The organism is Enterobacter sp. SST3 (assembly GCF_000286655.1).
GTDB lineage: Bacteria > Pseudomonadota > Gammaproteobacteria > Enterobacterales > Enterobacteriaceae > Enterobacter > Enterobacter roggenkampii.
The window spans coordinates 82,303-99,038 of the sequence record NZ_ALNS01000014.1 but is presented as its reverse complement, the minus strand read 5'-3'; the positions used below and the strand labels follow the sequence as shown (position 1 = coordinate 99,038).

The following is a 16,736-nucleotide window of genomic DNA, read 5'->3' as shown; positions in this document are numbered from 1 at the left end:
CTCTTTATCAAGAGGCGGCCGCTTTTTTTAACCGGGGGTCGTTATGTACGCTTTAACCCACGGTCGGATTTATACCGGCCATGAAATTCTGGATGACCACGCGATTGTTATCGCGAATGGCCTGATTGAACGTGTTTGTCCGCTGGCAGAACTGCCGCCGGAGATTGAACAGCGCTCACTCAATGGAGCAGTAATCTCCCCCGGTTTCATCGACGTACAGCTCAACGGCTGCGGCGGTGTGCAATTCAATGATACCGCCGATGCGGTAACGGTCGAAACGCTGGAGATCATGCAGAAAGCCAACGAGAAATCGGGCTGCACCAGCTATCTGCCAACGCTCATCACCAGCAGTGATGACCTGATGAAGCAGGGTATCCGCGTGATGCGCGAATACCTGGCCAAACATCCGAATCAGGCGCTCGGTCTGCACCTGGAAGGGCCATGGCTGAACATGGTCAAGAAAGGAACGCATAACCCGGACTACGTGCGTAAACCTGATGCGGAGCTGGTTGACTACATGTGTGCCAACGCCGATGTGATCACCAAGGTGACGCTGGCACCGGAAATGACCGGCACGGACGTCATCAGCAAGCTGGCCGCCGCCGGAATTGTGGTTTCAGCGGGCCACTCAAATGCCACGCTGAAAGAAGCGAAAGCCGGTTTCCGCGCGGGCATTACCTTTGCGACGCACCTTTATAACGCCATGCCATACATCACAGGTCGTGAACCGGGTCTGGTTGGCGCGATTCTGGATGAGCCAGACGTTTACTGCGGCATTATCGCGGACGGCTTACACGTTGATTACACCAACATTCGCAACGCCAAGCGGCTGAAAGGTGACAAGCTCTGCCTGGTAACGGACGCTACCGCACCGGCAGGTGCAAATATTGAGCAGTTCATTTTTGCCGGTAAAACAATATACTACCGCAATGGACTGTGTGTGGATGAAAACGGTACGCTGAGCGGTTCCTCTTTGACCATGATTGAAGGGGTGCGTAACCTGGTTGAGCATTGCGGAATTGCGCTTGATGAAGTCCTGCGCATGGCCACCCTTTATCCTGCGCGCGCTATCGGCGTGGATAAACAGCTTGGCGGAATTGCACCAGGTATGGTTGCAAACCTGACGGCATTCACACACGATTATAAAATTATTAAGACCATCGTTAATGGTAACGAGGTCGTCACTGAGTAAGTAAAAGTATGACACCTGGCGGACAAGCTCAAATCGGTAATGTCGATCTCGTTAAACAGCTTAACAGCGCGGCGGTATATCGCCTGATTGACCAACACGGGCCAATCTCACGTATTCAGATAGCCGAACAAAGCCAGCTTGCTCCCGCCAGCGTGACAAAAATTACCCGCCAGCTCATTGAGCGCGGTTTGATCAAAGAAGTCGATCAGCAGGCCTCCACCGGGGGCCGCCGCGCTATCTCCATTATTACCGAAACCCGCAATTTTCAGGCAATTGGCGTCCGTCTGGGCCGTCATGACACCACGCTCACGCTGTACGATCTGAGCAGCAAAGCCATTGCGGAAGAGCACTATCCCCTTCCGGAACGCACCCAGGAGACGCTGGAGCATGCGCTGCTGAATACCATCGCGCAGTTTATTGAAAGCTGTCAGCGCAAGATCCGCGAACTCATCGCCATCTCGGTGATCCTGCCCGGTCTGGTCGACCCGGAAAGCGGCGTGATCCGCTATATGCCGCACATTCAGGTTGAAAACTGGGGGCTGGTCGACGCGCTGGAAAAGCGCTTTAAAGTGACCTGCTTTGTGGGCCATGACATTCGCTCTCTGGCGCTGGCAGAGCACTACTTTGGTGCGAGCCAGGACTGTGAAGACTCTATTCTGGTGCGCGTTCACCGCGGTACGGGCGCAGGCATTATCTCTAACGGCCGAATTTTTATCGGTCGCAACGGTAACGTCGGTGAGATCGGCCACATTCAGGTTGAACCGCTCGGGGAGCGCTGCCACTGCGGCAACTTTGGCTGCCTTGAAACCATTGCCGCCAACACCGCCATCGAGCAGCGCGTTCGCCATCTGCTTGAACAGGGTTACCAAAGCCGCGTCACGCTGGACGACTGCAAGATAGGCACCATCTGCAAAGCCGCTAATAAAGGCGACGCGCTGGCCTATGAAGTGATCGAGCAGGTGGGGCGCCATCTGGGGAAAACCATCGCCATCGCCATTAACCTGTTTAACCCACAAAAAGTGGTGATCGCCGGTGAAATTGTGGAAGCGGAAAAGGTGCTGCTCCCCGCGATTGAAGGCTGTATTAACACCCAGGCGCTGAAAGCATTCCGCCAGAATCTTCCGGTGGTTCGTTCAAAGCTTGACCATCGTTCGGCGATTGGGGCGTTCGCGCTGGTCAAACGCGCCATGCTCAACGGAATTCTGCTGCAGCATTTGCTGGAAAGTTGATCGGACCTTATAGTAACGCCTTCTTTTTTTTAATGTCGGACTGTCCATGACCATTAAGAATGTAATTTGTGATATCGACGGCGTGCTGATGCACGACAACGTTGCCGTGCCGGGTGCTGCGGAGTTTCTTCACCGCATCATCGACAAAGGAATGCCTCTGGTTCTTCTCACGAACTACCCTTCTCAGACCGGTCAGGATCTGGCAAACCGCTTTGCCACGGCGGGGGTCGACGTCCCGGACAGCGTGTTTTATACCTCGGCGATGGCCACGGCGGATTTTCTGAAGCGTCAGGAAGGAAAAAAAGCCTATGTGGTCGGTGAAGGCGCGCTGATCCATGAGCTGTATAAAGCGGGCTTTACCATCACCGACGTCAACCCGGACTTTGTGATTGTGGGTGAAACGCGTTCCTACAACTGGGAGATGATGCATAAGGCATCCTTCTTTGTGGCTAACGGCGCGCGCTTTATTGCGACCAACCCGGATACCCACGGTCGCGGTTTTTATCCGGCCTGCGGCGCGCTGTGTGCCGGTATCGAGAAGATCTCCGGGCGCAAGCCGTTCTATGTCGGCAAGCCCAGCCCGTGGATCATCCGTGCCGCGCTCAACAAGATGCAGGCCCACTCAGAAGAAACCGTGATTGTCGGCGACAACCTGCGCACCGATATTCTGGCCGGTTTCCAGGCCGGTCTGGAGACGATTCTGGTCCTGTCAGGCGTCTCTCAGCTTGATGACATTGACTCAATGCCGTTCCGCCCAAGCTGGATTTACCCCTCCGTCGATGAAATTGACATCATCTGATACCGAACCACGCCTCAGGGCGTGGTTTTTTATTTTCTCGCCTGCAAAACACGACCACATCTAACGAAAAAGCACTTTTATTGCATAATCTTCAATAAAAGCGCTCATGGCATACGCGTTTTTCACCGATCCGCAACCACCATTGCACTATTTCCGTTTTCGCCCGTAAAACGCTTGCGCGCCCTGCCCCTTTGCGGCATTTTCATAAGCAAGCAACATTACAAAGCAACAGGGTTAACGGAGAAGGTTATGTGTTCAATTTTTGGCGTACTGGATATTAAAACTGACGCGGGCGAACTGCGTAAAAAGGCACTCGAACTGTCCCGCCTGATGCGCCATCGCGGACCGGACTGGTCAGGCGTTTACGCCAGTGACAAAGCGATTCTGGCTCACGAACGTCTGTCTATTGTTGACGTCAACGCCGGTGCACAGCCGCTGTATAACGAGAAAAAAACGCACGCGCTGGCTGTCAACGGTGAGATCTACAACCATCAGGCGCTGCGCGCCGAGTACGGCGACCGCTACGCGTTCCAGACCGGGTCCGACTGTGAAGTGATCCTGGCGCTGTATCAGGAGAAAGGCCCCGAGTTCCTGGACGACCTGCAGGGTATGTTTGCCTTTGCCCTGTACGACAGCGAAAAAGACGCTTACCTGATTGGCCGCGACCACATCGGTATTATCCCGCTGTACATGGGCCACGATGAACACGGCAACTTCTACGTTGCGTCTGAAATGAAAGCCCTGGTGCCGGTCTGCCGCACCATCAAAGAGTTCCCGGCAGGCAGCTACCTGTGGAGCAAAGACGGCGAGATCCGTCCGTACTACCGGCGTGACTGGTTCGACTACGACGCGGTAAAAGACAACGTGACGGACAAAGCCGAGCTGCGTCAGGCGCTGGAAGATTCCGTGAAAAGCCACCTGATGTCAGACGTACCTTACGGCGTGCTGCTCTCCGGCGGTCTGGACTCCTCCGTGATCTCCGCGATCACCAAGAAATTCGCGGCTCGTCGCGTGGAAGATCAGGAGCGCTCAGAAGCCTGGTGGCCACAGCTGCACTCCTTTGCCGTGGGCCTGGAAGGCGCGCCGGATCTGAAAGCCGCGCAGGAAGTGGCAAACCACCTCGGCACCGTGCACCATGAAATTCACTTCACCGTGCAGGAAGGCCTGGATGCGATCCGCGATGTGATCTATCACATTGAAACCTATGACGTTACGACAATTCGCGCCTCCACGCCGATGTACCTGATGTCGCGTAAGATCAAGGCGATGGGCATCAAAATGGTGCTCTCCGGTGAAGGTTCTGACGAAGTGTTTGGCGGCTACCTGTACTTCCACAAAGCGCCAAATGCCAAAGAGCTGCACGAAGAGACCGTGCGTAAACTCCAGGCGCTGCATATGTTTGACTGCGCGCGTGCCAACAAAGCGATGTCGGCATGGGGTGTCGAAGCGCGTGTACCGTTCCTGGATAAGAAATTCCTCGACGTGGCGATGCGCATCAACCCGCAGGATAAAATGTGCGGCAACGGTAAAATGGAAAAACATATCCTGCGTGAATGTTTTGAATCCTACCTGCCGGCGAGCGTGGCATGGCGTCAGAAAGAGCAGTTCTCCGATGGCGTAGGCTACAGCTGGATCGACACCCTGAAAGAGGTGGCGGCGAAACAGGTTTCTGACCAACAGCTGGAAACCGCAAGCTTCCGCTTCCCGTACAACACGCCGGGCTCGAAAGAAGCGTACCTCTACCGTGAAATTTTTGAAGAACTGTTCCCGGTACCGAGCGCTGCAGAGTGTGTGCCGGGTGGTCCATCCGTCGCCTGCTCGTCTGCCAAAGCGATTGAATGGGATGAATCGTTCAAATCCATGAACGATCCGTCAGGACGTGCTGTAGGCGTTCACCAGTCAGCCTACAAATAATCACGCATTTCATCATCAGGCCCTGCGGGGCCTGATTTTTTTTGCCCCGCTTTTGCACAGCTAAAACCGATTAATAACTAATAATTGCCGAATATTCGGTCACGCTGTTCGCAACCTAACCAAACAGTCACATTCCGGCTATTTTCGTTGAAAAAGGTGTTGACGCTGCAAGGGTCTATACGCATAATGCGCCCCGCAACGCCGATAAGGTAACGCGAAAAAAAGATGGCTACGTAGCTCAGTTGGTTAGAGCACATCACTCATAATGATGGGGTCACAGGTTCGAATCCCGTCGTAGCCACCATCTTTTTTTGCGGGAGTGGCGAAATTGGTAGACGCACCAGATTTAGGTTCTGGCGCCGCAAGGTGTGCGAGTTCAAGTCTCGCCTCCCGCACCATTCCCGGGTAAGCGTTGCACGGATGGGGTATCGCCAAGCGGTAAGGCACCGGTTTTTGATACCGGCATTCCCTGGTTCGAATCCAGGTACCCCAGCCATATTTCTTCGATTTTGCGGTTCTCCGCGGTATTGGGGTATCGCCAAGCGGTAAGGCACCGGTTTTTGATACCGGCATTCCCTGGTTCGAATCCAGGTACCCCAGCCATCGAAGATTGCAGTACTGGCTACGTAGCTCAGTTGGTTAGAGCACATCACTCATAATGATGGGGTCACAGGTTCGAATCCCGTCGTAGCCACCAAATTGAGATTATCGATCGATTTCGGTAATGAAAAAAATTGTTGGGGTATCGCCAAGCGGTAAGGCACCGGATTCTGATTCCGGCATTCCGAGGTTCGAATCCTCGTACCCCAGCCAATTTACAAAGTCGTTAAGCAGCTTGTTTAACGCAATTGGGGTGTCGCCAAGCGGTAAGGCTCTGGTTTCTGATACCAGCATTCCGGGGTTCGAATCCCTGCACCCCAGCCACTTAAAACAAAATAGCCCGCTCTGCGGGCTTTTTTGTTTTTATACAGAATTGTGCTGCCTGATGCCCTCACCCTGGCCCTCTCCCACGGGGAGAGGGAAAAAGTTTAGAGTCCGAGAGCGTACTTCAGGGCCTGACGCTTCAGGCCACCGGCACGTTCCGCGGCCATCAGGCCTATATTACGCAGAATACGCACTGGCGCTACGTCATTGCTGAACCCCGCATAGAACAGATCCATCCCCGACTGCATGATGAAGTTATCCGCCATACGTCGCGTCTGATAACGCTTCAGCACTTGATGGCTGGCCCAGTTTTCCGCGTGTCCGCGGGCGTTGCCCAGCACATCCAGCAGGGCATCGACGTCACGATATCCCAGGTTCACGCCCTGCCCGGCCAGCGGATGAATAGTGTGTGCCGCATCCCCCACCAGCGCTAAGCCTGCGCGGGCATACTGCAACGCATGACGACGCGTGAGTGGGAACGCCCCGGCGGCGACCGGCGTGACGTGCCCCAGACGGCTCGGGAAGTGCAGCAGGATCTCGCGCTGCAGCTGTTCCATGTTCATCCCCTGCAGCTGACGAATGCGCGCCGGTTTGTCGTACCACACCAGCGACGCCCAGTTATCAAACAGCGGTAAAAAGGCATGCGGGCCGTTCGGCGTAAAGTGCTGCCAGGTGCTTTCGCCCGGCGCATTCTCGCACTCGGCGGTAATCAGCATACAGGACTGTTCATACTGCCAGGCATGAACCCCGATCCCCGCCATCTGTCTGACCTGCGAGTTAGCGCCGTCCGCCCCGATGACCAGCTTCACGGCCAGCTCATCGCCATTGTCGAGCGTCAGTAGATAGCCACGCTCGTGAGGATGCAGCGCCTTAAGCGAGGCAGGCACGCGCAGCGTCACCTTCGGATGCGCCTCCAGCGCCTGCCAGAGCGCCCGCTGGAGCACGTTGTTTTCCACCATATACCCCAGGCGCGGCAGCTTCAGCTCTGCGGCATCAAACGCGACGTGGGCATTTTCCCACTCCCAGGTTTCGAGGCGGCTGTAAGGGTGCGCGCGCATCGCCTGCACTGCCTCCCAGACGCCCAGCCCGCGAAGCAGATCGACGGATGCCGCGCTGATCGCAGAAATGCGCACGTCCGGTTTGCTGGTGGGATCGTAGGCTGGCGGAGCCGCCTGTTCGATTACCGTTACCTCAAATCCCTGCTGTGCCAGCCCCAGCGCCAGCGCGCCGCCGACCATACCGCCGCCGACAACGGCAACTTCGGTGTGTTGGAGTGTCATGGTCAATTTTCCTTATTGGAGAATCCCTTAAGTTTACCGGATTTTTGCGGTCCTGAGACACATAACCTTCATACTGGTCACAACCCCACCAAAGCATTACAATACGCGGCTTGCAATCCTGAGCTGAGCAAGTCGATGACTAAAAAACTCCATATAAAAACCTGGGGCTGTCAGATGAACGAATACGATTCATCCAAGATGGCCGATCTGCTGGATACCACCCACGGATACCAGCTGACTGAAAATGCGAAAGAAGCCGATGTGCTGCTGCTGAACACCTGTTCAATTCGTGAAAAAGCGCAGGAAAAAGTCTTTCACGTGTTAGGCCGCTGGAAACTTCTCAAACGAAAAAATCCGGACCTGATCATCGGCGTGGGCGGCTGCGTCGCGTCGCAGGAAGGCAAGCTGATCCGCCAGAGAGCCCCGTATGTGGACATTGTCTTTGGCCCTCAGACCCTGCACCGTCTGCCTGAGATGATCAATCAGGTTCGCGGTAACCGTAGCCCGGTCGTTGACGTCAGCTTCCCGGAAATCGAAAAATTTGACCGTCTGCCTGAGCCACGTGCCGATGGCCCGACCGCCTTCGTCTCCATCATGGAAGGCTGCAACAAATACTGCACGTACTGCGTGGTGCCGTTCACCCGTGGTGAAGAGGTCAGCCGCCCGGCAGATGACATTCTGTTTGAAATCGCGCAGCTTGCCGCGCAGGGTGTGCGCGAAGTGAACCTGCTGGGCCAGAACGTTAACGCCTGGCGCGGTGAGAACTACGACGGCACGACCGGCAGCTTTGCTGAGCTGCTGCGTCTGGTGGCCGCGATTGACGGCATCGACCGCATTCGCTTTACCACCAGCCATCCGATGGAATTTACCGATGACATCATTGACGTTTATCGCGATACGCCAGAGCTGGTGAGCTTCCTGCACCTGCCGATTCAGTGTGGCTCTGACCGCGTGCTGAACCTGATGGGCCGTCCCCATACGGTGCTGGAGTACAAATCCACCATCCGCAAGCTGCGTGAAGCACGTCCGGATATCCAGATTAGCTCCGACTTTATCGTCGGCTTCCCTGGCGAAACCGCAGAAGACTTCGAGCGCACCATGAAGCTCATCGGCGAAGTGAACTTTGACGTCAGCTACAGCTTCATCTTCTCTGCACGTCCAGGAACACCGGCGGCCGATATGGTTGACGATGTACCGGAAGAAGAGAAAAAGCAGCGTCTGTATATTCTGCAGGAGCGCATCAACCAGCAGGCTAACGCCTGGAGCCGCCGCATGCTCGGTACCGTACAGCGCATTCTGGTGGAAGGCACTTCCCGCAAGAGCATTATGGAACTCTCCGGTCGTACGGAAAATAACCGCGTGGTGAACTTTGAAGGCACCCCGGATATGATCGGTAAGTTTGTGGACGTCGAGATTGTCGAGGTGCTGACCAACTCGCTGCGCGCGAAAGTGGTCCGCACCGAAGACGAAATGGGCCTGCGTATTGCAGAGTCACCGGAATCCGTGATCTCGCGTACCCGCAAAGAAAACGATTCTGGCGTTGGGATTTACCAGCCATAATCCTTCAGGCCTGCCTCTTTGGCAGGCCTTGTATTTCCTCTCATCGCCCCCAATATCTTCCGCAACGCTTGCGCCTTTATTCTGTGGCGTGAATAATTTCGGTAATGACCGTTTTATTGCGCCGTGTGGCAGCGGGTCAGTTAATCAATCAAAGAGGAACAGTTTGAACATAGATACGCGTGAAATTAGCCTTGAGCCAGCAGACAACGCTCGCCTGCTGAGCCTGTGCGGGCCGTTTGATGACAACATCAAACAACTGGAGCGACGTCTGGGTATCGAAATCAATCGTCGCGATAATCATTTCAAACTCACCGGACGCCCTATCTGCGTCAACGCCGCTGCGGACATTCTGCGTAGCCTGTATGTCGACACCTCCCCCATGCGCGGCGAAATTCAGGATATCGAACCGGAGCAGATTCACCTCGCCATTAAAGAGGCGCGCGTGCTTGAGCAGAGCGCAGAGAGCGTGCCGGACTATGGCAAGGCGATCAACATTAAGACCAAGCGTGGCGTCATCAAGCCGCGTACGCCAAACCAGGCGCAATATATCGCCAATATTCTCGACCACGACATCACCTTCGGCGTGGGGCCGGCGGGTACGGGTAAAACCTATCTGGCCGTTGCCGCGGCGGTCGATGCGCTGGAGCGTCAGGAAATCCGGCGTATCCTGCTGACCCGCCCTGCCGTTGAAGCCGGTGAAAAACTGGGCTTCCTGCCTGGCGATCTGAGCCAGAAGGTCGACCCGTATCTCCGTCCTTTATACGATGCGCTGTTCGAAATGCTGGGCTTTGAGAAGGTCGAGAAGCTCATTGAGCGTAACGTGATCGAAGTGGCCCCGCTCGCCTACATGCGCGGCCGTACGCTGAACGATGCGTTCATCATTCTCGATGAGAGCCAGAACACCACCATCGAACAGATGAAAATGTTCCTGACGCGTATTGGCTTTAACTCGAAAGCGGTGATTACCGGCGACGTCACGCAGATCGATCTGCCGCGCAGCACCAAATCGGGCCTGCGCCACGCCATCGAAGTGCTGGCCGAGGTCGATGAAATCAGCTTTAACTTCTTTCACAGTGAAGACGTGGTACGCCACCCGGTGGTCGCGCGTATCGTTAACGCTTATGAAGCCTGGGAAGAGGCAGATCAGAAGCGTAAGGCCGAACTGGCCGCAGAACGTAAGCGCGAAGCGCAGGAGCAAGAACAGAAATGAGTCAGGTGATCCTCGATTTACAGCTGGCCTGTGAAGACAATTCCGGCATGCCAGATGAGGCACAGTTTCAGAAATGGCTGGATGCCGTTATCCCCCAGTTTCAGGAAGAATCAGAAGTCACGATTCGCCTGGTGGATGAAGCAGAAAGCCATGAGCTTAACCTGACCTATCGCGGGAAAGATAAGCCGACCAACGTGCTCTCTTTCCCGTTCGAAGCCCCGCCGGGCATCGAGATGCCGCTGTTGGGCGATCTGATCATCTGCCGCCAGGTGGTTGAACAGGAAGCCAAAGAGCAGCAGAAACCCCTTGAAGCCCACTGGGCGCACATGGTGGTACACGGCAGCCTGCATCTGCTCGGCTACGATCATATTGAAGACGACGAAGCGGAAGAGATGGAGTCCCTCGAGACAGAGATAATGCTTGCTCTGGGCTATGAGGATCCGTACATTGCCGAGAAAGAATAGTCAGTCACCGGACTGACTCCCCTGCCGCCACGAAAGGACATCGCGTGGCGGTAAACATTGAACTAACAAGAGAACCCTTAACAAACGCCATGAGCGACGACAATTCACACAGTAGCGACACGACAACCAGTAAAAAGGGATTTTTCTCCCTCATTCTGAACCAGCTTTTCCACGGCGAACCGAAAAACCGTGATGAACTGCTGGAGCTGATTCGTGATTCCGGGCAAAACGACCTTATCGACGAAGATACGCGCGAAATGCTCGAAGGGGTTATGGACATCGCCGACCAGCGCGTTCGCGATATCATGATCCCCCGCTCGCAGATGATCACCCTGAAACGTAACCAGACGCTGGACGAGTGTCTCGATGTCATCATCGAATCCGCCCACTCGCGTTTCCCGGTCATCAGCGAAGACAAAGATCACATCGAAGGGATTTTGATGGCGAAAGATCTGCTGCCGTTTATGCGCAGCGATGCCGAAGCCTTCAGCATGGAAAAAGTGTTACGCCAGGCCGTGGTTGTGCCGGAAAGTAAACGTGTGGATCGGATGCTGAAAGAGTTTCGCTCTCAGCGTTACCACATGGCGATTGTTATTGATGAATTTGGTGGCGTCTCCGGTCTGGTCACGATCGAGGATATCCTTGAGCTGATCGTGGGCGAAATCGAAGACGAGTATGACGAAGAAGAGGATATCGACTTCCGTCAGCTCAGCCGCCACACCTGGACCGTGCGGGCGCTGGCCTCCATTGAGGACTTCAACGACGCCTTCGGGACCCACTTCAGCGATGAAGAGGTCGATACCATTGGCGGGCTGGTGATGCAGGCCTTTGGCCACCTCCCGGCGCGCGGAGAGACCGTTGACATCGACGGTTACCAGTTCAAAGTAGCCATGGCCGACAGCCGACGTATTATACAGGTTCACGTCAGAACGCCGGACGACTCACCGGTGCCAAAACTGGAAGATTAATGTAAATGGCATTTGCCCCATTGCTTGAACGCCAGCGCGTCCGTTTGCTGCTGGCGCTGTTACTCGGAGCCAGCGGTACGCTGGCTTTTTCTCCTTACGACATCTGGCCTGCGGCCATTCTCTCCCTGATGGGGCTTCAGGGTTTGACCCTGAACCGTCGTCCGGTACAGGCTGCCGCTATTGGCTACTTCTGGGGACTGGGGCTGTTTGGCTCAGGGATTAACTGGGTCTACGTCAGCATCGCCCAGTTTGGCGGTATGCCGGGCCCGGTAAACGTCTTCCTGGTGGTACTGCTCGCCGCGTATCTCTCGCTCTATACCGGTCTGTTCGCCGGCATCCTTTCTCGCCTGTGGCCCAAAGCCACCTGGCTGCGCGTTGCCATTGCCGCGCCGGTGGTCTGGCAGATCACGGAATTCCTGCGCGGCTGGGTGCTGACCGGCTTCCCGTGGCTGCAGTTCGGCTACAGTCAGATTGACGGCCCGCTGAAAGGCCTGGCGCCGGTCATGGGCGTTGAGGCCATTAACTTCCTGCTGATGGTCGTTAGCGGCCTGCTGGTATTAGCGCTGGTTTCACGATGCTGGAAACCGCTGGCTGTGGCGCTGGTGCTGTTCGCCCTGCCCTTCCCGCTGCGCTATATCCAGTGGTTCACGCCGGAGCCCGCGCGCGCCATGCAGGTCTCCATGGTGCAGGGGAATATCCCGCAGTCGATGAAGTGGGACGAGAAAGAGCTGCTGAATACGCTGAAGATCTACGCCAACGCCACCGAAGAGGTGATGGGTAAATCGCAGCTGATTATCTGGCCGGAGTCTGCTATTCCCGATCTTGAGATCAACCAGCAGCCGTTCCTCAACATGATGAACGACCTGCTGCTCTCGCGTGGCAGTACGCTGATCACCGGCATTGTCGATGCGCGTCTGAATCAGCAGAACCGCTACGACACCTACAACACCATCATTACGCTCGGCAAAGACAGCGAATACAGCTACCACTCCACCGATCGGTACAACAAGAACCACCTGGTGCCGTTTGGTGAATTTGTGCCGCTGGAGTCAATTCTTCGCCCGCTGGCCCCGTTCTTCGATCTGCCGATGTCCTCCTTCAGCCGCGGACCGTACGTTCAGCCTCAGCTGCACGCGCACGGCGCAGCCCTGACGGCGGCCATCTGCTACGAAATTATCTTAGGCGAGCAGGTGCGCGATAACTTCCGCCCGAATACGGACTATTTGCTGACCATCTCTAACGATGCCTGGTTTGGTAAATCAATCGGCCCGTGGCAGCACTTCCAGATGGCACGCATGCGCTCCCTGGAGCTGGCACGTCCCCTGCTGCGCAGCACCAACAACGGCATCACCGCCGTGATTGGTCCGCAGGGTGAAATCCAGGCCATGATCCCGCAGTTCACCCGAGAAGTGCTGACCACCAGCGTCACACCTACCACCGGGCTGACGCCGTACGCCCGCACCGGCAACTGGCCGCTGTGGATCCTGACCGCGCTGTTCGGCTTTGGCGCGGTGCTGATGAGTCTGCGCCAGCGTCGTCGATAATCCCTCCTCTTCCTGCCGGGTGGCGCTGACGCTTACCCGGCCTACTGTTTCGCTTTTGTAGGTCGGGTAAGCGTCAGCGCCACCCGACAATTCCCTCCGGACTTCAATTCTGGCACGCCTATTGCTTTGTTTATTCAGGTAAACGCAGTTTGGCTTACTGTGCAACTTTGTCGCACCAGCGTAGATCATCGGTAGCACCGAAACGGTGCAACGGGAGATATTTGCCTCTGAATGGTGCGGCGTGCTTCGCAAAAATAAACAATAACGCAGCAAAATCTTTACATTAAGCCAGACTAAATGTTAACAAGCTTGCATAACACTGCACTCGCATTGCGCGAGATATAACAACATCACAATGGGTATCAATGCGTCGCTGGCGCTGATAAAAAAGGAGTTGGGTATGCAATTACGTAAACTGGCCACAGCAATGCTGGTTATGGGGATGTCCGCAGGCGTGGTTCACGCTGAAGACGCTCCGGCAGCAGGCAGCACTCTCGACAAGATTGCCAAAAACGGCGTTATCGTGGTCGGCCACCGTGAATCTTCTGTCCCGTTCTCTTACTACGACAACACGCAAAAAGTCGTGGGCTATTCACAGGATTACTCCAACGCCATCGTTGAAGCTGTGAAGAAAAAGCTGAACAAACCTGACCTGCAGGTGAAGCTGATCCCCATCACTTCACAGAACCGTATTCCGCTGCTGCAAAACGGCACCTTTGACTTCGAGTGTGGCTCCACCACCAACAACCTCGAGCGTCAGAAGCAGGCTGCCTTCTCCGACACCATCTTTGTTGTGGGCACCCGCCTGCTGACGAAGAAAGGTGGTGAGATCAAAGACTTCGCTGACCTGAAAGGGAAAGCGGTCGTTGTCACCTCCGGGACCACGTCTGAAGTGCTGCTGCACAAGCTGAACGACGAGAAGAAAATGGATATGCGCATCATCAGCGCGAAAGACCATGGCGACTCCTTCCGTACCCTGGAAAGCGGTCGTGCCGTCGCGTTTATGATGGACGACGCCCTGCTGGCAGGCGAGCGTGCGAAAGCGAAGAAACCAGACAACTGGGATATCGTCGGTACCGCGCAGTCGAAAGAAGCCTACGGCTGTATGCTGCGTAAAGACGATCCGCAGTTCAAAAAGCTGATCGATGACACCATCGCCCAGGTGCAGACCTCAGGCGAAGCGGAAAAATGGTTCGACAAATGGTTCAAGAACCCGATTCCACCAAAAAACCTGAACATGAATTTTGAACTGTCAGACGACATGAAAGCGCTGTTCAAATCTCCAAATGACAAGGCTCTTAACTAATTAGAACAACAGGGGCGGGATCTCCTGCCCTCTCGATTGTCGGGAAGCATGGACAGACTATACGTTGAGTGGTCGTTCCCCACTCAGCGCGAAAAATGAGCTTCTCACCAATCTTCGAGGGTAGCGCTGCTACCCTTTTTTTTCTGGAGTTTATTATGTCAATCGACTGGAACTGGGGCATATTCCTGCAACAAGCCCCGTTCGGCAACACCACCTATCTTGGCTGGCTGTGGAGCGGCTTTCAGGTCACCGTGGCATTATCGATAACGGCGTGGATCATCGCGTTTCTTGTCGGTTCTCTGTTCGGTATTCTGCGCACCGTCCCTAACCGTTTTCTTTCAACACTCGGCACCCTGTACGTGGAACTGTTCCGTAACGTTCCGCTGATCGTGCAATTCTTTACCTGGTATCTGGTTATCCCGGAACTGCTGCCGGAAAATATTGGCATGTGGTTCAAGTCGGAACTGGATCCGAATGTGCAGTTCTTTGTCTCCTCCATGATGTGTCTGGGACTGTTTACCGCTGCGCGCGTTTGCGAGCAGGTGCGTGCCGCCATTCAGTCATTACCCCGCGGACAAAAAAATGCGGGTCTGGCGATGGGGTTAACCCTGCCACAGACCTACCGCTACGTGCTGCTGCCTAACGCCTACCGCGTCATCGTTCCGCCGATGACCTCCGAGATGATGAACCTGGTGAAAAACTCGGCCATCGCCTCGACCATCGGCCTGGTTGATATGGCCGCGCAGGCGGGCAAGCTGCTGGATTACTCCGCTCACGCGTGGGAATCCTTCACCGCGATCACGCTCGCCTACGTTCTGATTAACGCTTTCATCATGCTGGTGATGAACCTGGTTGAACGCAAAATTCGCCTGCCGGGCAACATGGGGGGCAAATAATGTACGAATTTGACTGGAGTTCTATCGTTCCATCCATGCCTTACCTGCTTGATGGACTGATGATTACCTTAAAAATCACCGTCATTGCCATTATCGTCGGTATCGTCTGGGGCACCCTGCTGGCCGTCATGCGCCTGTCGAGCTTTAAGCCGCTCGCCTGGTTTGCGACCGCCTACGTTAACGTGTTCCGTTCCATCCCGCTGGTAATGGTGCTGCTGTGGTTTTACCTGATCGTGCCCGGCTTCCTGCAAAACGTGCTGGGGCTGTCGCCAAAAACCGATATCCGTCTGATCTCGGCGATGGTGGCGTTCTCAATGTTTGAGGCCGCTTACTACTCGGAGATTATCCGTGCAGGCATTCAGAGTATCTCCCGCGGGCAATCCAGCGCCGCGCTGGCGCTGGGGATGACGCACTGGCAGTCCATGCAGCTCATTATTCTGCCGCAGGCGTTTCGCGCCATGGTTCCGCTCCTGCTGACCCAGGGAATTGTGCTGTTCCAGGATACGTCCCTGGTCTACGTGCTGAGCCTGGCAGACTTCTTCCGTACCGCGTCCACCATCGGTGAGCGTGATGGTACGCAGGTTGAGATGGTGCTCTTTGCGGGAGCGGTCTATTTTGTGATTAGTTTAAGCGCGTCGCTGTTGGTCAGCTGGCTGAAGAAAAGGACGGTACAATGATTTCCCTGAAAAATGTTTCTAAATGGTATGGGCACTTTCAGGTGCTGACCGACTGCTCCACCGAAGTGAAAAAAGGCGACGTGGTAGTGGTGTGCGGACCGTCCGGTTCCGGTAAATCGACGCTGATCAAAACCGTTAACGGACTGGAGCCGGTCCAGCAGGGTGAGATCGTCGTCAACGGCACCAAAGTCAACGACAAGAAAACCAATCTTGCCCAGCTTCGCTCTCACGTTGGCATGGTGTTCCAGCATTTTGAGCTGTTCCCTCACCTCTCCATTATTGAGAACCTGACCCTGGCCCAGGTGAAAGTGCTCAAGCGTGATAAAAAAGCGTCGCGCGAGAAAGGCCTGAAGCTCCTGGAACGCGTTGGGCTCGCGGCTCATGCCGATAAGTTCCCGGCGCAGCTTTCCGGCGGCCAGCAGCAGCGTGTGGCGATCGCCCGCGCGCTGTGCATGGATCCGGTTGCCATGCTGTTTGATGAGCCAACGTCGGCGCTCGATCCGGAGATGATCAACGAAGTGCTGGACGTGATGGTCGAGCTGGCGCACGAAGGGATGACCATGATGGTGGTGACCCATGAAATGGGCTTCGCCCGCAAGGTGGCCAACCGCGTGATCTTCATGGACGAAGGGAAAATTGTCGAAGATTCCCCGAAAGAGGAGTTCTTCGCCAACCCGAAATCGGAACGTGCGAAAGATTTCCTCGCGAAAATCCTGCACTAACCTTCTCGGTGCGCAATCTGCGGATTGCGCACTGCCTCACGCTTTCGCTCA

Annotated in this window: 14 protein-coding genes and 7 tRNA genes; 20 read left to right on the top strand and 1 reads right to left on the bottom strand. The window is 55.4% G+C overall.

All coding sequences use genetic code 11. From position 1 onward, the window contains the following. The first annotated feature begins 43 nt into the window (after positions 1–43). From nagA to B498_RS12665, 11 genes are all read left to right on the top strand, one after another. Positions 44–1,192, top strand: a complete 1,149-nt coding sequence (nagA, locus tag B498_RS12615) for an N-acetylglucosamine-6-phosphate deacetylase (RefSeq protein WP_008501059.1) — start codon at positions 44–46, stop codon at positions 1,190–1,192. 8 nt (positions 1,193–1,200) lie between these two features. Next, positions 1,201–2,421: a DNA-binding transcriptional regulator NagC gene (nagC, locus tag B498_RS12620; RefSeq protein WP_008501058.1), complete on the top strand. Its 1,221-nt coding sequence runs from the start codon at positions 1,201–1,203 to the stop codon at positions 2,419–2,421. Between the two features lie 46 nt (positions 2,422–2,467). After that, on the top strand, positions 2,468–3,220 hold the full coding sequence (nagD, locus tag B498_RS12625; RefSeq protein ID WP_008501057.1) for a ribonucleotide monophosphatase NagD: 753 nt from the start codon (positions 2,468–2,470) through the stop codon (positions 3,218–3,220). Between the two features lie 249 nt (positions 3,221–3,469). After that, positions 3,470–5,134, top strand: a complete 1,665-nt coding sequence (asnB, locus tag B498_RS12630; protein WP_008501056.1) for an asparagine synthase B — start codon at positions 3,470–3,472, stop codon at positions 5,132–5,134. 227 nt (positions 5,135–5,361) lie between these two features. Further along, positions 5,362–5,438 (top strand) — tRNA-Met (locus B498_RS12635). Between the two features lie 9 nt (positions 5,439–5,447). Next, positions 5,448–5,532: transfer RNA gene (locus B498_RS12640), tRNA-Leu, on the top strand. 23 nt (positions 5,533–5,555) lie between these two features. Beyond that, positions 5,556–5,630: transfer RNA gene (locus B498_RS12645), tRNA-Gln, on the top strand. A gap of 32 nt (positions 5,631–5,662) precedes the next feature. Further along, positions 5,663–5,737: transfer RNA gene (locus B498_RS12650), tRNA-Gln, on the top strand. A gap of 17 nt (positions 5,738–5,754) precedes the next feature. Further along, a tRNA-Met gene (locus B498_RS12655) sits at positions 5,755–5,831 on the top strand. Positions 5,832–5,872: 41 nt separating this feature from the next. Continuing rightward, a tRNA-Gln gene (locus tag B498_RS12660) sits at positions 5,873–5,947 on the top strand. Positions 5,948–5,983: 36 nt separating this feature from the next. Beyond that, positions 5,984–6,058 (top strand) — tRNA-Gln (locus B498_RS12665). 104 nt (positions 6,059–6,162) lie between these two features. Here B498_RS12665 and ubiF read toward each other — a convergent pair. Next, positions 6,163–7,338 (bottom strand): 3-demethoxyubiquinol 3-hydroxylase, encoded by a 1,176-nt coding sequence (gene ubiF, locus B498_RS12670; protein WP_008501055.1) that lies wholly within the window; start codon positions 7,336–7,338, stop codon positions 6,163–6,165. Positions 7,339–7,473: 135 nt separating this feature from the next. Between ubiF and miaB the strand changes: the two genes are divergently transcribed. From miaB to B498_RS12715, 9 genes are all read left to right on the top strand, one after another. Next, positions 7,474–8,898 (top strand): tRNA (N6-isopentenyl adenosine(37)-C2)-methylthiotransferase MiaB, encoded by a 1,425-nt coding sequence (miaB, locus tag B498_RS12675; protein ID WP_008501054.1) that lies wholly within the window; start codon positions 7,474–7,476, stop codon positions 8,896–8,898. A gap of 163 nt (positions 8,899–9,061) precedes the next feature. Beyond that, on the top strand, positions 9,062–10,108 hold the full coding sequence (locus B498_RS12680; RefSeq protein ID WP_008501053.1) for a PhoH family protein: 1,047 nt from the start codon (positions 9,062–9,064) through the stop codon (positions 10,106–10,108). Next, entirely contained in the window at positions 10,105–10,572 is a 468-nt protein-coding gene (gene ybeY / locus B498_RS12685) for an rRNA maturation RNase YbeY (protein ID WP_008501052.1), read from the top strand. Before B498_RS12680 ends, ybeY begins: the two co-directional genes overlap by 4 nt. A gap of 89 nt (positions 10,573–10,661) precedes the next feature. After that, positions 10,662–11,540 carry a CNNM family magnesium/cobalt transport protein CorC gene (gene corC, locus B498_RS12690; protein ID WP_021242574.1) on the top strand — a complete coding sequence of 293 codons (879 nt, stop codon included), beginning with the start codon at positions 10,662–10,664 and terminating at the stop codon, positions 11,538–11,540. Between the two features lie 5 nt (positions 11,541–11,545). After that, positions 11,546–13,084: an apolipoprotein N-acyltransferase gene (gene lnt, locus B498_RS12695; RefSeq protein WP_008501050.1), complete on the top strand. Its 1,539-nt coding sequence runs from the start codon at positions 11,546–11,548 to the stop codon at positions 13,082–13,084. 400 nt (positions 13,085–13,484) lie between these two features. Then, a complete protein-coding gene (locus B498_RS12700; RefSeq protein ID WP_008501049.1) occupies positions 13,485–14,390 on the top strand; it encodes an amino acid ABC transporter substrate-binding protein in 906 nt (301 codons plus the stop codon). Positions 14,391–14,545: 155 nt separating this feature from the next. Further along, a complete protein-coding gene (gene gltJ, locus B498_RS12705; RefSeq protein ID WP_008501048.1) occupies positions 14,546–15,286 on the top strand; it encodes a glutamate/aspartate ABC transporter permease GltJ in 741 nt (246 codons plus the stop codon). Next, positions 15,286–15,963 (top strand): glutamate/aspartate ABC transporter permease GltK, encoded by a 678-nt coding sequence (gltK, locus tag B498_RS12710; RefSeq protein ID WP_008501047.1) that lies wholly within the window; start codon positions 15,286–15,288, stop codon positions 15,961–15,963. Before gltJ ends, gltK begins: the two co-directional genes overlap by 1 nt. Beyond that, positions 15,960–16,685 carry an amino acid ABC transporter ATP-binding protein gene (locus B498_RS12715; protein ID WP_008501046.1) on the top strand — a complete coding sequence of 242 codons (726 nt, stop codon included), beginning with the start codon at positions 15,960–15,962 and terminating at the stop codon, positions 16,683–16,685. The genes gltK and B498_RS12715 overlap by 4 nt, the downstream gene beginning before the upstream one ends. The last annotated feature ends 51 nt before the right edge of the window (positions 16,686–16,736 follow it).

Excerpts from the sequence above, each read along its gene's own strand:
- lnt (WP_008501050.1), top strand. The coding sequence starts at position 11,546 with ATGGCATTTGCCCCATTGCTTGAACGCCAGCGCGTCCGTTTGCTGCTG.
- B498_RS12715 (WP_008501046.1), top strand. The coding sequence starts at position 15,960 with ATGATTTCCCTGAAAAATGTTTCTAAATGGTATGGGCACTTTCAGGTG.
- nagC (WP_008501058.1), top strand. The coding sequence starts at position 1,201 with ATGACACCTGGCGGACAAGCTCAAATCGGTAATGTCGATCTCGTTAAA.
- miaB (WP_008501054.1), top strand. The coding sequence starts at position 7,474 with ATGACTAAAAAACTCCATATAAAAACCTGGGGCTGTCAGATGAACGAA.
- nagA (WP_008501059.1), top strand. The coding sequence starts at position 44 with ATGTACGCTTTAACCCACGGTCGGATTTATACCGGCCATGAAATTCTG.
- corC (WP_021242574.1), top strand. The coding sequence starts at position 10,662 with ATGAGCGACGACAATTCACACAGTAGCGACACGACAACCAGTAAAAAG.
- ybeY (WP_008501052.1), top strand. The coding sequence starts at position 10,105 with ATGAGTCAGGTGATCCTCGATTTACAGCTGGCCTGTGAAGACAATTCC.
- asnB (WP_008501056.1), top strand. The coding sequence starts at position 3,470 with ATGTGTTCAATTTTTGGCGTACTGGATATTAAAACTGACGCGGGCGAA.
- gltK (WP_008501047.1), top strand. The coding sequence starts at position 15,286 with ATGTACGAATTTGACTGGAGTTCTATCGTTCCATCCATGCCTTACCTG.
- B498_RS12700 (WP_008501049.1), top strand. The coding sequence starts at position 13,485 with ATGCAATTACGTAAACTGGCCACAGCAATGCTGGTTATGGGGATGTCC.
- gltJ (WP_008501048.1), top strand. The coding sequence starts at position 14,546 with ATGTCAATCGACTGGAACTGGGGCATATTCCTGCAACAAGCCCCGTTC.
- ubiF (WP_008501055.1), bottom strand. The coding sequence starts at position 7,338 with ATGACACTCCAACACACCGAAGTTGCCGTTGTCGGCGGCGGTATGGTC.
- nagD (WP_008501057.1), top strand. The coding sequence starts at position 2,468 with ATGACCATTAAGAATGTAATTTGTGATATCGACGGCGTGCTGATGCAC.